Genomic DNA, 14,968 nt, shown 5'->3' on the forward strand with positions numbered 1-14,968 from the left:
TGTCCCCCCTTGCCCACGCCGCCCCGCTCCGCCGCACGCCCGCAGCCCCGCCCCCAGAGCCGTCCGAAGCCGCCCCGCTCCCGGCGGCCTCCGGAGCGGTCCACCGTACGGCCCCCCGTACGGAGGAAGAAGCCGCGCTGGGCCATGCGGGTGGTCACCACGATCTCGGTGGTGGTCCTCGCCTCGGCGGGCATCGGGCACGCGGTGGTCACCAGCCTGGGCGAGGACATCGCCCGGGTCGACCCCTTCAAGGACATGAAGAACCGCCCCGCGGCGGGCCACGGCATGAACGTGCTGCTGGTCGGCACCGACGGCCGCGACAAGATCACGGAGGAGGAGCGGCGGAAATACCGTCTGGGCGGTGCCCCCTGCCACTGCACCGACACGATGATGATCGTGCACATCGCGGCCGACAGGGAGCGGGCCAGCGTCGTGAGCCTGCCGCGCGACTCGTACGCCGAGGTGCCCGCGCACACCGACCAGACCACCGGCGCCGAGCACGGCCCCCACCCGATCAAGCTCAACGCGGCGTACGCGGAGGGGGGCCCGCAGCTGACCGTGCGCACCGTCGAGAACATGACCCACGTGAAGATCGACCACTACTTGGAGGTCGACTTCACCAGCTTCATGCGGACGGTGGACGTGCTCGGCGGCGTGAGCATCTGCACCGCACATCCCCTGAAGGACTCGTACACCGGACTCGACCTGACCGCCGGCACGCACACGCTGAACGGCGGGCAGGCACTCCAGTACGTACGTTCCCGGCATGTCGACGGCGCCTCCGACATCGGCCGGATGCAGCGCCAGCAGCGGTTCCTGGCGGCGCTGATCGAGCGGGCCACGTCGTCGGGGGTGCTGCTGAACCCGATGAAGTTCCGTGATGTCACCCGGGCCGTGCTCGGCTCGGTCCGCGCGGACCAGGGGTTCGGCACGGACGAGCTGCTGGACCTCGGCCGGGCGATGCGGAACTTCTCCCCCTCCTCCTCCGAGTTCACGACCGTGCCGATCGGGCAGATGGCCTACGCCGCCAAGGGCATCGGTTCCACACTGAAGTGGGACGAGAACAAGGCCGCCGCGCTCTTCCAGTCGCTGCGCGACGACAAGCCGCTCGCTCCCCCGCACAAGGCGGCGCCCGCCAGGACCGTGCGCGTCGAGGTGGACCCGCAGCAGATCCAGGTCCAGGTGGAGAACGGGACGCCCACGGACGGCCTCGGCAAACGCATGGACGGCGCCCTGGCCGCCACCGGGTTCCGCACGACGGGCCGGCCCGTCAACGCCCAGGACCGCACCGCCCGGCACAACGTCATCGTCTACGACCCGCGCTGGGACCGCTCCGCGAAGTCCCTCGCCGCCGCCCTCCCGGGCAGCGAGCTGCACGAGGTCAAGGGGCGGGGGCCGCTGCTGAAGGTGATCGCCGGGGCGGACTTCAAGGAGGTCACACGGGTCCGGGTGCAGGATCCCTACCAGGGGGCGACCCGGGTGGTGACGGGGGATCAGGTGGTGTGTACGTAGGTGGCGCGCGCGTCCAGGGGACATGCGAAGGGCCCCGCCGATTCGTCCGGCGGGGCCCTTCGTGGTGGTACGGGTCAGTTGCCCGACACGGTCACCGTCTGGTCGTTCTTCAGCTCGTCGACCAGCGTCTTGACCTTGGCCTTGTCCCAGACCAGGTTGCCGCCCGTGGAGCCGGAGATCGGCATGTTCATGGACTTGCCGCTGCCGCCGGTGACGCCCTTCATCGCCCAGAACATGCTGCCGAGGTCCCACAGGCTCATGTCCTTGTCGACGGTGAGGCTGTCGAGGCCCGAGCCCATGGTCGGGTAGAGCTTGAAGGGGTTCAGGACGGTCCCGGGGGTCGCGACCTGGTGGGCCAGCGCGGACAGGAACTTCTGCTGGTTCTTGGTGCGCTGGAGGTCGGAGGCCGCGAAGGCGTGGCGGGTACGGACGAAGGCCAGAGCCTGCTCGCCGTTGAGGGTCTGCTTGCCCGCCTTGAAGTCGGCGCCGGAGTACTTGTCCTTGAAGCCCTGGTCGAGGGTCATCTCCACGCCGCCGACCGCGTCGACGATGTTCGCGAACCCGGCGAAACCGATCTCCACGTAGTGGTCGATGTGCAGGCCGGTGTTGTACTCGATGGTGCGGACCAGCAGCGTCGGCCCGTCCTCCGCGTACGCCGCGTTCAGCTTCACCTGACGGCCCGTGCCCTGGAAGGTCTTGCCGGACGCGGATCCCTTGTACGTGGGGATCGTCACGTTCGAGTCGCGGGGCAGGGAGAGCAGCGTGTCGCCGTTGTCCCCGACGTGCAGGATCATCATCGAGTCCGTGCGCTTGCCCTCGGCGGACCCGGTGTGCAGCTTCTTCTTGTCCGCGGCCGACATGCCCGCGCGGCTGTCGGAACCGACGATCAGGTAGTTGGTGCCCTTGCCCGCCTCGGGCCGGTCTATGACCTGCGAGAGATCCACGTCACGGTGGAGCTTGGAGTCGGCCCAGAAGTAGGTGCCCACGGAGACCACGACCAGCAGCGTGACCAGCGTGATCGCGGTCCACTTGATCCGCCGCCGCCAGTTCGGCGCGGGGCGCGGGCCACGGCCGCCCTGGCCGCCGGGACCCTGCGGACCACCGGGGCCGCCCGGCGAACCGTAGACCTGCCCGGTGTTGTAATCGGAGCCGTACCCGTTGTCATACCCCTGGCCGTCGTCGTACGTCGGCTGCTGGGGCACCCCGCCGTACGGCGGGGCGGACGGGCGCGGACCGGGCGTTCCCGGGCCACGCTGAACCTGCCGCATGACGCGGGCACCCTCAGGCTGAGCGCCTGCGCTGCCGCGTCCGTAACGGTCGCTGCGGTTGCTGTCGGACCACCCGTCGGGCCAATCGTTCATGCGGACCAGTGTGCAGGTCCACACGGTGTGCCTAACAAGAGACCGGGGAGATCTGGGTCACGCCTGTTGCAGAGCTGATGCAAAGAGACCGCCGCATGCCCCCGCATAGGGTGGACGGCATGACAGACCTGGCGCCCAACCCGGAATCCGATATTCCGGGCAAGCCGACCTCCGCGTCCCGGACCACCCTCAGCCACATCATGACCCACAACGACACCAACCTTCTGGGCACGGTGCACGGCGGAGTGATCATGAAGCTCGTCGACGACGCGGCGGGCGCGGTGGCCGGGCGGCACTCCGGCGGGCCCGCCGTCACCGCCTCCATGGACGAGATGGTCTTCCTGGAGCCCGTCCGGGTGGGCGACCTCGTCCATGTGAAGGCCCAGGTGAACTGGACGGGGCGGACGTCCATGGAGGTCGGCGTGCGCGTGCTGGCCGAGCGCTGGAACGAGTCGACGCCGCCCCAGCAGGTCGGTTCGGCCTATCTCGTCTTCGCCGCGGTCGACGCCGACGGCAAGCCGCGGCGCGTGCCGCCCGTCCACCCGGAGACCGAGCGCGACGAGCGGCGCTACCAGGAGGCGCAGATCCGGCGCACCCACCGGCTGGCACGCCGCCGGGCGATCATGGAGCTCCGGGAGAAGCGGGCGGCGGAGGGGCTGGACTAGTAGGGATGCGAGGGCCGGAAGAACCAGGGGTTCGGTGATGCCGGACGCCCGAGGACCGGGCCGGGAAGTCACCCTGGCCGGTGGCCCTGGCCGACAGTGGCTCCCGGGCGGATGTCAGGGTGACGTCATGACCCTCTCCCCCGCCACCCCGTCCGCCTCCGGCGGACGCCTCTTCGACGCGGTGCTCTGTGACGTCGACAACGTGATCCGCGTCTACGAACCGGACCGCCTGTACGCGCTGGAGCGCGCCGCCGGGCTGGCCGAGGGCACCACCATGAAGGTGGCCTTCGCACCGGAGACGGTGCTTCCGCTGGTGCTGGGCCGGATCACACCGGACGAGTGGGCGGGGTCGATCTTGGAGGGCCTGACCGGGCTGGTGCCCGACGGGACGGCGGTGGAGCTGAGCACGGCGCTCGTACGCTCGCCGTTCCACGCCGACGAGACGGTGGTGGCGCTGCTGCGCCGGGCCCGCGCCCACATGCCCCTGGTCCTCGTCACCAACACCTCGGTCCAGCTGGAGGAGGACCTGGAGGCCCTGGGTCTGACGGACCTCGCCGACCATGTGGTCAGCAGCGCGCGGGTGGGCATCGCCAAGCCCGACCGGCGCATCTACGACATCGCCGTCGAACGGGCCGGCGTCCCGGCGGAGCGCTGCCTGTTCGTGGACGACACCCTGGAGAACGTGGAGGCGGCGGCCGCACTCGGCATGCGGACCGTCCACTACCGCACGCCGGAGGATCTGCGGGGCGCCCTGAACGGCCTGTGAGGCCGCCCGGGGACAAGAACGAGGGGCACCCCGGCGGGGTGCCCCTCAAGTCCGTGGTGCGGACGTGGGTTACGGCAGGTTGCGGGCCATCACGATGCGCTGGACCTGGTTCGTGCCCTCGTAGATCTGGGTGATCTTGGCGTCGCGCATCATGCGCTCGACCGGGTAGTCGCGGGTGTAGCCGTAGCCGCCGAGGAGCTGGACGGCGTCCGTGGTGACCTCCATGGCCACGTCCGAGGCGAAGCACTTGGCCGCGGCGCCCTGGAAGGTGAGGTCCTTGTCGCCGCGCTCGGACTTGGCCGCCGCGGCGTACGTCAGCTGGCGGGCGGCCTCGATCTTCATGGCCATGTCGGCGAGCATGAACTGGATGCCCTGGAAGTCGGCGATCGCCTTGCCGAACTGCTTGCGCTCCTGGACATAGCCCTTGGCGTAGTCGAGGGCACCCTGCGCGATGCCGAGCGCCTGCGCGGCGATCGTGATGCGGGTGTGGTCCAGGGTCTTCATGGCCGTGGCGAAGCCGGTGCCCTCCTCGCCGATCATGCGGTCGGCCGGGATGCGGACGTTGTCGAGGTAGACCTCGCGCGTCGGGGAGCCCTTGATGCCGAGCTTCTTCTCGGGGGCACCGAAGGAGACGCCCTCGTCCGACTTCTCCACGACGAAGGCCGAGATGCCCTTCGAGCGCTTGGTGGGGTCGGTGACCGCCATCACCGTGTAGTACTCGGACTCGCCCGCGTTGGTGATCCAGCGCTTCACACCGTTGAGGACGTAGTCGTCGCCGTCGCGGACGGCCTTCGTCTTCATGCCCGCGGCGTCCGAGCCCGCGTCCGGCTCCGAGAGGCAGTACGAGAACATCCCCTCGCCCTTGGCGAGAGGGGTCAGGTACTTCTGCTTCAGGGCCTCGGAACCGGAGAGGATCACCGGGAGCGAGCCCAGCTTGTTCACGGCCGGGATCAGGGAGGAGCTGGCACACACACGCGCCACCTCCTCGATCACGATCACCGTGGCGAGCGCGTCGGCACCCGCGCCGCCGTACGTCTCCGGTACGTGCACGGCGTGCAGATCGGAGGAGACCAGAGCGTCCAGGGCCTCCCGCGGGAAACGGGCTTCCTCGTCCACCACGGCCGCGTACGGCGCGATCTTCGCCTCGGCCAGCGAGCGGATCGCGTCACGGAGCATGTCGTGCTCCTCGGACGGGCGGTACAGGTCGAAATCAGCCGATCCGGCCAAGGTCTCTCACGCTCCAAAGACGCTAATTACCGTTAAGTAACCCAAATTTTAGGGGTCCGCCCACGGGAGGGATACGTGAGCTTGGCGACAGGAGGGAACCTGCCCGATGAGGGGCCCGAACATGCCCCGACTATGCTCGGGCAGCGCACTGAAGCCATTCACCCCAGGAGCACCCATGGCCCTCAAGATCACCGTGATCGGCACCGGCTATCTCGGCGCCACCCACGCCGCGGCCATGGCCGAGCTCGGGTTCGAGGTGCTGGGGCTCGATGTCGTCCCCGAGAAGATCGAGATGCTGCAGCGGGGCGAGGTCCCGATGTACGAGCCGGGACTCGAGGAACTGCTGCGCAAGCATGTGGCGGGCATCGAGGGATCCACCGGCCGGCTGCGCTTCACCATGGACTGGGCCGAGGTCGGGGAGTTCGGCGACGTCCACTTCGTCTGCGTGAACACGCCGCAGAAGCACGGGGAGTACGCGTGCGACATGTCGTACGTCGACGCCGCGTTCGAGACACTCGCCCCACACCTGAAGGGGCCCGCCCTCGTCGTCGGCAAGTCCACCGTGCCGGTGGGCTCCGCGGAGCGGCTGGCGCGCACGCTCATCGAGCTCTCCCCCGCCGGTGAGGACGCCGAGCTCGCCTGGAACCCGGAGTTCCTGCGCGAGGGCTTCGCCGTCCAGGACACGCTGCACCCCGACCGTCTCGTGGCCGGCGTGCGCAGCGAGCGGGCCGAGAAGATCCTGCGCGAGGTGTACGCGACGCCCGTCTCCGAGGGCTCGCCCTTCGTCGTCACCGACTTCCCGACCGCCGAGCTGGTGAAGACCTCCGCGAACTCCTTCCTCGCGACCAAGATCTCCTTCATCAACGCCATGGCCGAGGTGTGCGAGGCGGCCGACGGCGATGTGGCCAAGCTGGCCGAGGCCATCGGGCACGACGAGCGGATCGGCAACAAGTACCTGCGGGCCGGGATCGGGTTCGGCGGCGGGTGCCTGCCGAAGGACATCCGCGCCTTCATGGCGCGCGCCGGTGAGCTCGGCGCGGACCAGGCGCTGACCTTCCTGCGCGAGATCGACTCCATCAACATGCGCCGTCGCGGCCAGATGGTGGAGATGGCCCGGGAGGCGCTGGGCGGCGGATCGTTCCTCGGCAAGCGGATCGCCGTGCTCGGCGCGACCTTCAAGCCCGACTCGGACGACGTCCGGGACTCGCCCGCGCTGAACGTCGCCGGGCAGATCCACCTCCAGGGCGGCCAGGTCACCGTCTACGACCCGAAGGGCATGGCCAACGCCAAGCGGCTCTTCCCGACGCTCGGGTACGCCGACTCCGCGGTCGGGGCCGTACGCGGCGCCGACGTCGTCCTGCACCTGACCGAGTGGCAGGAGTTCCGCGAGCTGGACCCGGCGGTGCTGGGCGAGGCCGCCTCGGCCCGGGTTCTCCTGGACGGCCGCAACGCGCTCGACCCCGAGGTGTGGCGCCGGGCCGGATGGACGTACCGGGCGATGGGTCGCCCGACCGCCTAGGGCCGGACAGTCCCTGATAACAGTCCCTACCAGTGGCCCTGGTGGGGCTTCGCGGGTGACCCCGTAGCGCTTCGCAGGTGACGGCGGTCCGGCCGAGGCTCAGTCGGCCGGACCGCCGTCAGCACACATTCTCCACGCTCCCGGCGACCGGTGTGGCCGGTTGTCCCACTTCGCGCCCACGGACGGGCTACTTCGCGCGGTACCGGCGCATCTTCGCGCGCGCCCCGCAGACCGACATCGAGCACCAGCGGCCGCGGCCCGCCGGGGAGCGGTCGTAGTACGCCCAGTGGCAGGTCGGTGCCTCACAGGCCTTCAACCGCAGCCAGGTGCCCTCGACGAGCGCCTGCGCGAGGGCCGCCGCGACACGCGACGCGAGTGAGGCCGCCGCGGGGACGAGCCGCGCCGCGCCGTCGTGCTCGTCGACCGTCACGTGCAGCGGAGCCCGGGCCAGCAGCTCGCCGAGGGGGGTCACCGCGCGGTGCGCCGGGTGGCCCGCGTGCGCCAGGCAGGCCGCGCGCAACGACTCGCGCAGCTCGCGGGCCGCCTCGGCCTCGCTCTCCGTGAGGCCGAAGGACGCCCGGCCCTCGGCGGTGTCCAGCAAGTCCGCGCCCGACTCGATGTCCAGGGTGTTCACCAGCGACTGGATCAGAGCCAGACCGCCGGGTGCGGGCGCACGGTCATTCATGGTTGCGACGTTACCTCCTATGCGGGAGCATGCAGTAACCGTTACCTCTTGAAGAGGTCTAGAGGTAACTCGTCGGTGTCGTTGCCAACCCCTCGGAGGAAGTCATGGCTCTCGCCAAGCTGGGTGTCGTCGTCCTGGACTGTCCCGATCCGCGCGCCCTCGCCGGGTTCTACGCCGAGGTGCTCGGCGGCACGGTCGAGGGGGACGGGGACTGGGTCGACCTGAAGGTGTCCGACGGGCCCTCGCTGGCCTTCCAGGCCGCCCCGGGCCACGTACCGCCGCAGTGGCCCGCGCCCGAGGACTCGCAGCAGTTCCATCTGGACCTGACCGTCGACGACCTGGACGCCGCCGAGAAGGGCGTGCTGGCGCTCGGCGCGCGGGCACTCGACACCGAGGACCGTTCACGGACCTGGCGGGTGTACGCCGACCCGGCGGGGCACCCCTTCTGTCTCTGCGCCTGCTGAGGACGAGTGTTCCCTGCGCCTGCTGAGGACGAGCAGGAGAAGCGCGCGGGCGCGGCCGAGGGGACCTAGCCGTCCAGTTCGGCGATCCTCGCGGTCGACGGTTCCCGGCGGCACTGCGCGGCGCGGGCCGTGAAGTCCGCGCCGCGCAGGACGCGCTGGACGTTGCCCCAGGTCAGCAGGGACAGTTCCGACTCGGACCAGCCCCGGCGGAGCAGCTCTGCGATCAGGTGGGGATAGCGGGAGGCGTCCCCGAGGTCGCGGGGGTGGGTGGCGCCGGAGTCGTAGGTGCCGGACAGGCCGACACACCCGGGGCCGGCCACGGCGCGGACATGGTCGAGGTGGTTGGCGACGTCCCGGACCGTCGGGCCGGTCTGCTCGGCGGTCAGCGGCACCATGCACAGGCCGCCCGCCGCGCCCAGCTCGGCGAGCCTGGTCAACCCGGACCTGGTGCGACGGCTGCGCCTGGGCGCCCCGCTCAACCCGGTCCGGGACCGGTACCTGATGTACGTGGGCGGGGCGGACGGCTACACCGACTACCCCGCCCTGGACGCTCAGGCCCCGTCGCCGTCGAGGGACTCGATCGTCGCGACGGACGGACCGCGGGTGGCCTGAAGACCGCGCGCCACGTCTTCCGCGGCACCCAGCACCCGTACCGCGTTCTGCCAGGTCAGCTTGGCGAGGTCGGTCTTCGACCAGCCGCGGTCCAGCAGTTCGGCGATCAGGTTCGGGTAGCCGGAGACGTCGTCGAGGCCGTCCGGGGTGAACGCCGTGCCGTCGTAGTCACCGCCTATGCCGAGATGGTCGACGCCGGCGACCTCGCGCATGTGGTCGAGGTGGTCCGCCACCGTCGACACCGTGGCGACGGGACGCGGGTGGGACTCCTCGAAGACGCGGTGGACCTTCATGCCCTCGGGGGTGGTGTCGAGGTGGTGGAAGCCGTTCGCGCGCATGTTCTCGTCGGCCGCGGCCGTCCAGTCGACCGCCGCCTGGAGGACGAACTTGGGTACGAACGTCACCATCGCCACTCCCCCGTTGGCGGGCAGCCGCTCCAGCACGTCGTCCGGGATGTTGCGCGGGTGGTCGCACACCGCGCGCGAGGAGGAGTGGGAGAAGATCACCGGCGCGCAGCTCGTGTCGAGCGCGTCCCGCATGGTCGTCGCCGCGACGTGCGAGAGGTCGACCAGCATGCCCTCGCGGTTCATCTCCCGCACGACCTCACGGCCGAAGGCCGACAGACCGCCGACGGCGGGCACGTCGGTCGCCGAGTCCGCCCACGCGATGTTGTGGTTGTGGGTGAGGGTCATGTAGCGCACACCCAGCGCGTACAACCCCCGCAGCACGGCGAGGGAGTTGTCGATGGAGTGGCCGCCCTCCGCGCCCATCAGGGAGGCGATACGGCCCTGCGCGCGCGCCGCCTCCATGTCGGCGGCGGTCAGCGCGGCCCGCAGGTCGGAGGGGTGACGGTCGATCAACCGCCGTACGCAGTCGATCTGTTCCAGTGTCGCGGTGACCGCGCCCGGCAGGTCCGAGCGGACGTACACCGACCAGAACTGCGCGCCGACGCCGCCGGCGCGCAGCCGGGCCAGGTCGGTGTGCAGGTGGGCGCTCTGGTCGGCGGCGATGTCGCGGGCACCGAGGTCGTAGCGGACCTGTTCGCGCAGCGCCCAGGGGAGGTCGTTGTGGCCGTCGACGACGGGGAAGTCGGCGAGGAGGGCGCGGGCCTCGTCGAGGGGTGCCGTGGACGTGACGGACGACGTGGCGGACGGCGTGGAGGAGGCCATGCGCGTCACTTCCCGGAGCCGAAGCCGAAGCCGCCGCCGGCGCCCTCGACCTTGGCACGCAGCCGCTTGCCCTTCTCGGTGGCCTGGTCGTTCAGCTCCTGCTGGAACTCCCGCATGCGGGTGAGGAGTTCCTCGTCGTGCGCGGCGAGCATCCGGGCGGCCAGCAGGCCCGCGTTGCGCGCGCCGCCGACGGAGACGGTCGCGACCGGGACACCGGCCGGCATCTGCACGATCGACAGCAGCGAGTCCATGCCGTCGAGGTACTTCAGCGGGACCGGCACGCCGATGACGGGCAGCGGGGTGACGGACGCGAGCATGCCGGGCAGATGGGCCGCCCCGCCGGCGCCCGCGATGATCGCCTTGAGCCCGCGCTCCGCGGCCTGCTCGCCGTACGCGATCATCTCGTGCGGCATGCGGTGCGCGGAGACGACATCCACCTCGTAGGGGATCTCGAACTCGTCCAGCGCCTGCGCGGCCGCTTCCATGACGGGCCAGTCGGAGTCCGACCCCATGACAATGCCTACGACGGGGCTCATTCGGTGATCGTGCCTCTCAGGTAACCGGCTGCGTGGCGGGCGCGCTCGAGGACGTCGTCCAGGTCCTCGCCGTAGGTGTTGACGTGGCCGACCTTGCGGCCGGGCTTCACGTCCTTGCCGTACATGTGGATCTTCAGCTGGGGGTCCCGGGCCATGCAGTGCAGGTACGCGGAGTACATGTCCGGGTAGTCGCCGCCCAGGACGTTGACCATGACCGTCCACTTGGCGCGCGGGCGCGGGTCGCCGAGGGGGAGGTCCAGGACCGCGCGGACGTGGTTGGCGAACTGGGAGGTGATCGCGCCGTCCTGGGTCCAGTGGCCCGAGTTGTGCGGGCGCATGGCCAGTTCGTTGACCAGGATGCGGCGGGCGCCGTCGGCACTCACGGTCTCGAAGAGCTCGACGGCCAGGTGACCGACGACACCGAGTTCCTTGGCGATGCGCAGCGCGAGCTCCTCGGCCTGGAGGGCCAGCTCGTCCGGTATGCCGGGCGCGGGGGCGATCACCGTGTCACAGACGCCGTCGACCTGCTGGGACTCGACCACGGGGTACGCGACCGCCTGGCCGTGCGGGGAGCGGACGACGTTCGCCGCGAGTTCCCGTACGAAGTCGACCTTCTCCTCGGCGAGGACGGGCACGCCGGCCCGGAAGGGGTCGGCCGCCTCCTCGATCGACCGGACGAACCAGACGCCCTTGCCGTCGTAGCCGCCGCGGACCGTCTTGAGGATGATCGGGAAACCGTCGCCCTCGGCCCCTTCGGCGAGGCCCTCCGCCGCGAACGCGGCCACGTCCTCGACGTCGGTCACGATCCGGTGCCGTGGGCACGGCACGCCGATCTCGTCGAGCTTCGCGCGCATCACGCCCTTGTCCTGGGCGTGCACGAGCGCGTCCGGGCCGGGACGGACGGGGATGCCGTCCGCCTCCAGGGCACGCAGATGCTCGGTGGGTACGTGTTCGTGATCGAAGGTGATCACATCGCAGCCCCGCGCGAACTCACGCAGCGTGTCGAAGTCGCGGTAGTCGCCGATGACGACATCACCGACGACCTGCGCCGCGGAATCCTGAGGGGTGTCACTGAGGAGCTTGAACTTGATGCCGAGCGGGATGCCCGCCTCGTGTGTCATACGAGCGAGCTGGCCACCGCCGACCATGCCGACTACCGGGAACGTCACGCTCCAAGGGTATCGGTCGCGCCATGGGGGCCGGTTTCCGCGCCCGCGGTCCGGCTGTGATCCCGTCTGCGGCCCCGGCCGCGGCCCCGGTTTTTTTCCCCGCTGTGACACGCTCTTTCCGGTCCCGTGGGACCGTCCACAGGCACGAGGGCGGCCCGCTGGTTAGAGTGGCTGGGTTGAATTTTTCGACCGATGTCCGACCTACGGGGGCTGGCGACACCATGGGCAGTGCTTCTTCGGGGCTTCACGTACGGCCTCGCAGCGCGGTTCGCCGCCGGTTCGACCAGCTGTTCCGGGAGATCGCGAAGTTCGGGGCAGTCGGCGGAGCGGGGCTTCTCGTCAACCTGGTGACCTTCAACCTGGTGCGCAGCGCGACCGGGCTGCAGGTCGTACGGGCGAGTGTCATCGCCACGATCGTCGCAATCGTCTTCAACTACATCGGGTTCCGCTACTTCACGTACCGGGACCGTGACCGTGGCGGACGCACCAAGGAAATGGGCCTCTTCGTGCTGTTCAGCGCGGTGGGGCTGGTCATCGAGAACGGTGTGCTGTACGTGGCGACGTACGGGTTCGGCTGGGACAGCCCGCTGCAGAGCAACATCTTCAAGTTCCTCGGCATCGGCATCGCGACGCTGTTCCGGTTCTGGTCGTACCGCACGTGGGTGTTCCGTACGGTCCCGGACGAGGCGCGTGAGGTCCTGGAGAGCGCGGAGGCGCTCCTCGACGAGGAGTCGGAGTCTCGACGGTCCCGGGCACGCGCACGGGCGAACTGAGCCGTCCAGGGCCGGTCCAGGGCTGTCCTACCGTCCCGGGCTGTCCGACCGTCCGGGGCTATCTGACCGTTGGTTCCTCGTCCTCCACCAGCGGTGGCCTCTTCAGCGGGGTGCGGGAGAGGAACAGGCCGAACACCGGCGGCTGTGCCTGGAGCATCTCCAGACGGCCCCCGTCCGCCTCCGCGAGGTCGCGGGCGACCGCGAGGCCGATGCCCGTGGAGTTGCGGCCGCTGATCGTGCGCTCGAAGATGCGGGCGCCCAGGTCGGTGGGGACACCGGGGCCCTCGTCCGTGACCTCCACGACGGCCTGGTTGCCCGTGACACGGGTGCGCAGGGCGACCGTGCCGCCTCCGTGCATGAGCGAGTTCTCGATGAGCGCGGCAAGGACCTGAGCGACCGCGCCCGGGGTGCCGACGGCCTGCAGATGCCGCTTGCCCGAGCTGACGATGGCGCGGCCCGCGCTGCGGTAGGCCGGGCGCCACTCCTCCAGCTGCTGCTTGATGACCTCGTCGAGGTCGAAGGTGACGGCGGAGCCGGTACGAGGGTCGCGGGCGTTGGTGAGCAGTCGCTCCACCACGTCCGTGAGGCGCTCGACCTGTGTCAGGGCGATCGTCGCCTCCTCCTTCACGTTGTCCGGGTCATCCGTGAGGGTGATTTCCTCCAGGCGCATGGAGAGGGCCGTCAGCGGCGTACGGAGCTGGTGGGAGGCGTCCGCGGCGAGGCGGCGCTCGGCGGTGAGCATCCGTGCGATCCGCTCCGCGCTGCTGTCCAGGACGTCGGCGACACGGTCCAGCTCGGGGACGCCGTAGCGCTTGTGGCGCGGGCGGGGATCGCCGGAGCCGAGCCGCTCCGCGGTCTCCGCGAGGTCGGTGAGCGGGGAGGCGAGTCGGTTGGCCTGCCGTACGGCCAGCAGGACCGCGGCGACGATCGCGAGCAGCGCGACCGCGGCGATGATCAGGAGGGTGCGGCCGACCTCGCGCGTCACGGCCGAGCGGGGCTCCTGGACGGTGACCGTCTCGCCCTCCTCGCCCTTGGCCGTGGAGTGGATGACGTCACCGCTGGGCTGGAGGCCGAGCTCGACGGGGGCCTGGCCGGGGATGCGGATCACGGCGTACCGGTCTTCCGCGACCTGGTTCTTGAGGATCTCCGCGTTGATGTGCTCGTCGCCGAGGATGCGGCTGTCGACGATGCTGGCCAGGCGCAGGGCCTCGGAGTCCACGCGTTCCTGGGCGCTGTTGCTGATCGTGCGGGTCTCGACGATCACGAGGGACACGCCGAAGACGGCGATCACGACGAGCACGACGGCGAGCGTGGACTGGATGAGACGGCGACGCACGGGGTCCTCCGGGCGGGTGGCTGTACGAGGACCAGTGTGCCTTGACGCCGCGCTGGGCTGGGACAGGGGACGGCGTTCGGGTAACCCGGGGTTCTTCGGCCGCGGGTGGGTGGGGTGCGGGTGAGGTCGTTCCCTGTCCGCGGGCCGGTGGGGGCTGGGCGCGCAGTTCCCCGCGCCCCTGGGGCGGGGCTTCGCCCCGCATCCCCGGCCCGCCCGGAGCCGCCCCCTGTCCCCCCGCCACCCGCCGCCGCGGGGCCTCAGCTCTTTTCGAAGCGGAAGCCGACTCCTCGTACCGTCGCGATGTAGCGGGGGTTCGCCGCGTCGTCGCCGAGCTTCTTGCGGAGCCAGGAGATGTGCATGTCGAGGGTCTTGGTGGACGACCACCACGTGGTGTCCCAGACCTCGCGCATCAGCTGGTCACGCGTGACGACCCGGCCGGCATCGCGGACGAGGACCCGCAGCAGGTCGAACTCCTTCGCCGTGAGCTGGAGTTCCTCTTCGCCCATCCAGGCCCGGTGCGACTCGACGTCGATGCGCACCCCGTGCGTGGCGGGCGGCTGCTGCGGCTCCGCGGCGCCGCGCCGCAGGAGGGCCCGGACACGGGCGAGCAGTTCGGCAAGGCGGAAGGGCTTGGTGACGTAGTCGTCGGCGCCCGCGTCGAGACCGACGACGGTGTCCACCTCGTCGGCGCGCGCGGTCAGGATGAGGATGGGAACGGTATGGCCTTCGGCACGGAGGCGGCGGGCCACTTCGAGGCCGTCCATACCGGGCAGGCCCAGGTCCAGGACGACCAGGTCGACGCCGCCCTGCATTCCGGCGTCGAGCGCGGTGGGTCCGTCCTCGCGCACTTCGACCTCGTAACCCTCCCGGCGCAGGGCGCGGGCCAATGGCTCCGAGATGGACGCGTCGTCCTCGGCGAGCAGTACACGGGTCATGGGGTGATGGTAGTCCGCCGCGGACAGCGCCTGTGGTGTGATCGCCAACCGTAATTCTTACCCGGGGCTGTACGGTTTCTTGCCTGCGGCTGTGGGAAGCGATCTTGCCCGACACCTTCGAATAGGTGTCCGTGGTTCCATTATTACCTGTGATCCATGTCTCAAGTCCTTCCATATGCCACATTGAGATGTCGTATGGTGACCAGACGCCTGTAGCACCACTAGGGGACCTTTGGCGC

At 70.3% G+C, this 14,968-nt stretch carries 14 protein-coding genes and 2 pseudogenes; 7 read left to right on the forward strand and 9 right to left on the reverse strand.

The window, feature by feature from the left end; genetic code table 11:
- Positions 1 to 9 precede the first annotated feature (9 nt).
- The gene (locus ACFZDJ_RS40000) at positions 10 to 1,512 is read left to right on the forward strand and encodes an LCP family protein (RefSeq protein ID WP_391066526.1); all 1,503 of its coding nucleotides are present in this window, start codon (positions 10 to 12) and stop codon (positions 1,510 to 1,512) included.
- A gap of 74 nt (positions 1,513 to 1,586) precedes the next feature.
- On the opposite strand, the gene ACFZDJ_RS40005 is transcribed toward ACFZDJ_RS40000, so the two are convergent.
- Entirely contained in the window at positions 1,587 to 2,873 is a 1,287-nt protein-coding gene (locus tag ACFZDJ_RS40005; RefSeq protein ID WP_390930047.1) for an LCP family protein, read from the reverse strand.
- Positions 2,874 to 2,992: 119 nt separating this feature from the next.
- Between ACFZDJ_RS40005 and ACFZDJ_RS40010 the strand changes: the two genes are divergently transcribed.
- On the forward strand, positions 2,993 to 3,538 hold the full coding sequence (locus ACFZDJ_RS40010; RefSeq protein WP_168509014.1) for an acyl-CoA thioesterase: 546 nt from the start codon (positions 2,993 to 2,995) through the stop codon (positions 3,536 to 3,538).
- 127 nt (positions 3,539 to 3,665) lie between these two features.
- Positions 3,666 to 4,304 (forward strand): HAD-IA family hydrolase, encoded by a 639-nt coding sequence (locus tag ACFZDJ_RS40015; RefSeq protein WP_391066530.1) that lies wholly within the window; start codon positions 3,666 to 3,668, stop codon positions 4,302 to 4,304.
- Positions 4,305 to 4,373: 69 nt separating this feature from the next.
- Here ACFZDJ_RS40015 and ACFZDJ_RS40020 read toward each other — a convergent pair whose 3' ends face one another.
- Positions 4,374 to 5,531, reverse strand: coding sequence for an acyl-CoA dehydrogenase family protein (locus ACFZDJ_RS40020; RefSeq protein ID WP_391066533.1), 1,158 nt, complete (start codon positions 5,529 to 5,531; stop codon positions 4,374 to 4,376).
- A gap of 175 nt (positions 5,532 to 5,706) precedes the next feature.
- Here ACFZDJ_RS40020 and ACFZDJ_RS40025 point away from each other — a divergent pair, with 175 nt between their 5' ends.
- The gene (locus tag ACFZDJ_RS40025) at positions 5,707 to 7,050 is read left to right on the forward strand and encodes a nucleotide sugar dehydrogenase (RefSeq protein ID WP_391066536.1); all 1,344 of its coding nucleotides are present in this window, start codon (positions 5,707 to 5,709) and stop codon (positions 7,048 to 7,050) included.
- Between the two features lie 187 nt (positions 7,051 to 7,237).
- On the opposite strand, the gene ACFZDJ_RS40030 is transcribed toward ACFZDJ_RS40025, so the two are convergent.
- Positions 7,238 to 7,735 (reverse strand): CGNR zinc finger domain-containing protein, encoded by a 498-nt coding sequence (locus ACFZDJ_RS40030; protein ID WP_391066539.1) that lies wholly within the window; start codon positions 7,733 to 7,735, stop codon positions 7,238 to 7,240.
- Positions 7,736 to 7,839: 104 nt separating this feature from the next.
- On the opposite strand from ACFZDJ_RS40030, the gene ACFZDJ_RS40035 reads away from it, so the two are divergent.
- A complete protein-coding gene (locus ACFZDJ_RS40035) occupies positions 7,840 to 8,199 on the forward strand; it encodes a VOC family protein (protein ID WP_168509019.1) in 360 nt (119 codons plus the stop codon).
- 65 nt (positions 8,200 to 8,264) lie between these two features.
- Here the strand turns inward: ACFZDJ_RS40035 and ACFZDJ_RS40040 are convergent.
- A pseudogene (locus tag ACFZDJ_RS40040) lies at positions 8,265 to 8,627 on the reverse strand (membrane dipeptidase); the annotation flags it as partial.
- Between the two features lies 1 nt (position 8,628).
- Here ACFZDJ_RS40040 and ACFZDJ_RS40045 point away from each other — a divergent pair.
- Positions 8,629 to 8,811, forward strand: a pseudogene (locus ACFZDJ_RS40045) (alkene reductase); the annotation flags it as partial.
- Here the strand turns inward: ACFZDJ_RS40045 and ACFZDJ_RS40050 are convergent.
- Genes ACFZDJ_RS40050 through ACFZDJ_RS40060 form a run of 3 tightly spaced genes read right to left on the reverse strand, consistent with a single transcriptional unit; the run spans position 8,751 to position 11,685 of the window.
- Positions 8,751 to 9,980 carry a membrane dipeptidase gene (locus ACFZDJ_RS40050; RefSeq protein ID WP_391066542.1) on the reverse strand — a complete coding sequence of 410 codons (1,230 nt, stop codon included), beginning with the start codon at positions 9,978 to 9,980 and terminating at the stop codon, positions 8,751 to 8,753. The pseudogene ACFZDJ_RS40045 and the gene ACFZDJ_RS40050 overlap by 61 nt on opposite strands.
- Positions 9,981 to 9,985: 5 nt before the next feature.
- Positions 9,986 to 10,516 (reverse strand): 5-(carboxyamino)imidazole ribonucleotide mutase, encoded by a 531-nt coding sequence (gene purE, locus ACFZDJ_RS40055; RefSeq protein WP_079065408.1) that lies wholly within the window; start codon positions 10,514 to 10,516, stop codon positions 9,986 to 9,988.
- A complete protein-coding gene (locus tag ACFZDJ_RS40060; RefSeq protein WP_384908351.1) occupies positions 10,513 to 11,685 on the reverse strand; it encodes a 5-(carboxyamino)imidazole ribonucleotide synthase in 1,173 nt (390 codons plus the stop codon). The genes purE and ACFZDJ_RS40060 overlap by 4 nt, the downstream gene beginning before the upstream one ends.
- A 221-nt stretch (positions 11,686 to 11,906) precedes the next feature.
- Between ACFZDJ_RS40060 and ACFZDJ_RS40065 the strand changes: the two genes are divergently transcribed.
- Entirely contained in the window at positions 11,907 to 12,458 is a 552-nt protein-coding gene (locus ACFZDJ_RS40065) for a GtrA family protein (protein WP_391066546.1), read from the forward strand.
- Positions 12,459 to 12,516: 58 nt separating this feature from the next.
- Here ACFZDJ_RS40065 and ACFZDJ_RS40070 read toward each other — a convergent pair whose 3' ends face one another.
- Both ACFZDJ_RS40070 and ACFZDJ_RS40075 read right to left on the reverse strand, forming a co-directional pair.
- Positions 12,517 to 13,794, reverse strand: coding sequence for an ATP-binding protein (locus ACFZDJ_RS40070; RefSeq protein WP_390930062.1), 1,278 nt, complete (start codon positions 13,792 to 13,794; stop codon positions 12,517 to 12,519).
- Positions 13,795 to 14,051: 257 nt separating this feature from the next.
- Positions 14,052 to 14,729, reverse strand: a complete 678-nt coding sequence (locus ACFZDJ_RS40075) for a response regulator transcription factor (protein ID WP_235457590.1) — start codon at positions 14,727 to 14,729, stop codon at positions 14,052 to 14,054.
- Positions 14,730 to 14,968 lie beyond the last annotated feature (239 nt).

Origin of the sequence: Streptomyces sp. NPDC007896, assembly GCF_042959425.1 — a bacterium.
Lineage (GTDB): Bacteria > Actinomycetota > Actinomycetes > Streptomycetales > Streptomycetaceae > Streptomyces.

Excerpts from the sequence above, each read along its gene's own strand:
- ACFZDJ_RS40035 (WP_168509019.1), top strand. The coding sequence starts at position 7,840 with ATGGCTCTCGCCAAGCTGGGTGTCGTCGTCCTGGACTGTCCCGATCCG.
- ACFZDJ_RS40065 (WP_391066546.1), top strand. The coding sequence starts at position 11,907 with ATGGGCAGTGCTTCTTCGGGGCTTCACGTACGGCCTCGCAGCGCGGTT.
- ACFZDJ_RS40010 (WP_168509014.1), top strand. The coding sequence starts at position 2,993 with ATGACAGACCTGGCGCCCAACCCGGAATCCGATATTCCGGGCAAGCCG.
- ACFZDJ_RS40015 (WP_391066530.1), top strand. The coding sequence starts at position 3,666 with ATGACCCTCTCCCCCGCCACCCCGTCCGCCTCCGGCGGACGCCTCTTC.
- ACFZDJ_RS40005 (WP_390930047.1), bottom strand. The coding sequence starts at position 2,873 with ATGAACGATTGGCCCGACGGGTGGTCCGACAGCAACCGCAGCGACCGT.
- ACFZDJ_RS40030 (WP_391066539.1), bottom strand. The coding sequence starts at position 7,735 with ATGAATGACCGTGCGCCCGCACCCGGCGGTCTGGCTCTGATCCAGTCG.
- ACFZDJ_RS40050 (WP_391066542.1), bottom strand. The coding sequence starts at position 9,980 with ATGGCCTCCTCCACGCCGTCCGCCACGTCGTCCGTCACGTCCACGGCA.
- purE (WP_079065408.1), bottom strand. The coding sequence starts at position 10,516 with ATGAGCCCCGTCGTAGGCATTGTCATGGGGTCGGACTCCGACTGGCCC.
- ACFZDJ_RS40025 (WP_391066536.1), top strand. The coding sequence starts at position 5,707 with ATGGCCCTCAAGATCACCGTGATCGGCACCGGCTATCTCGGCGCCACC.
- ACFZDJ_RS40075 (WP_235457590.1), bottom strand. The coding sequence starts at position 14,729 with ATGACCCGTGTACTGCTCGCCGAGGACGACGCGTCCATCTCGGAGCCA.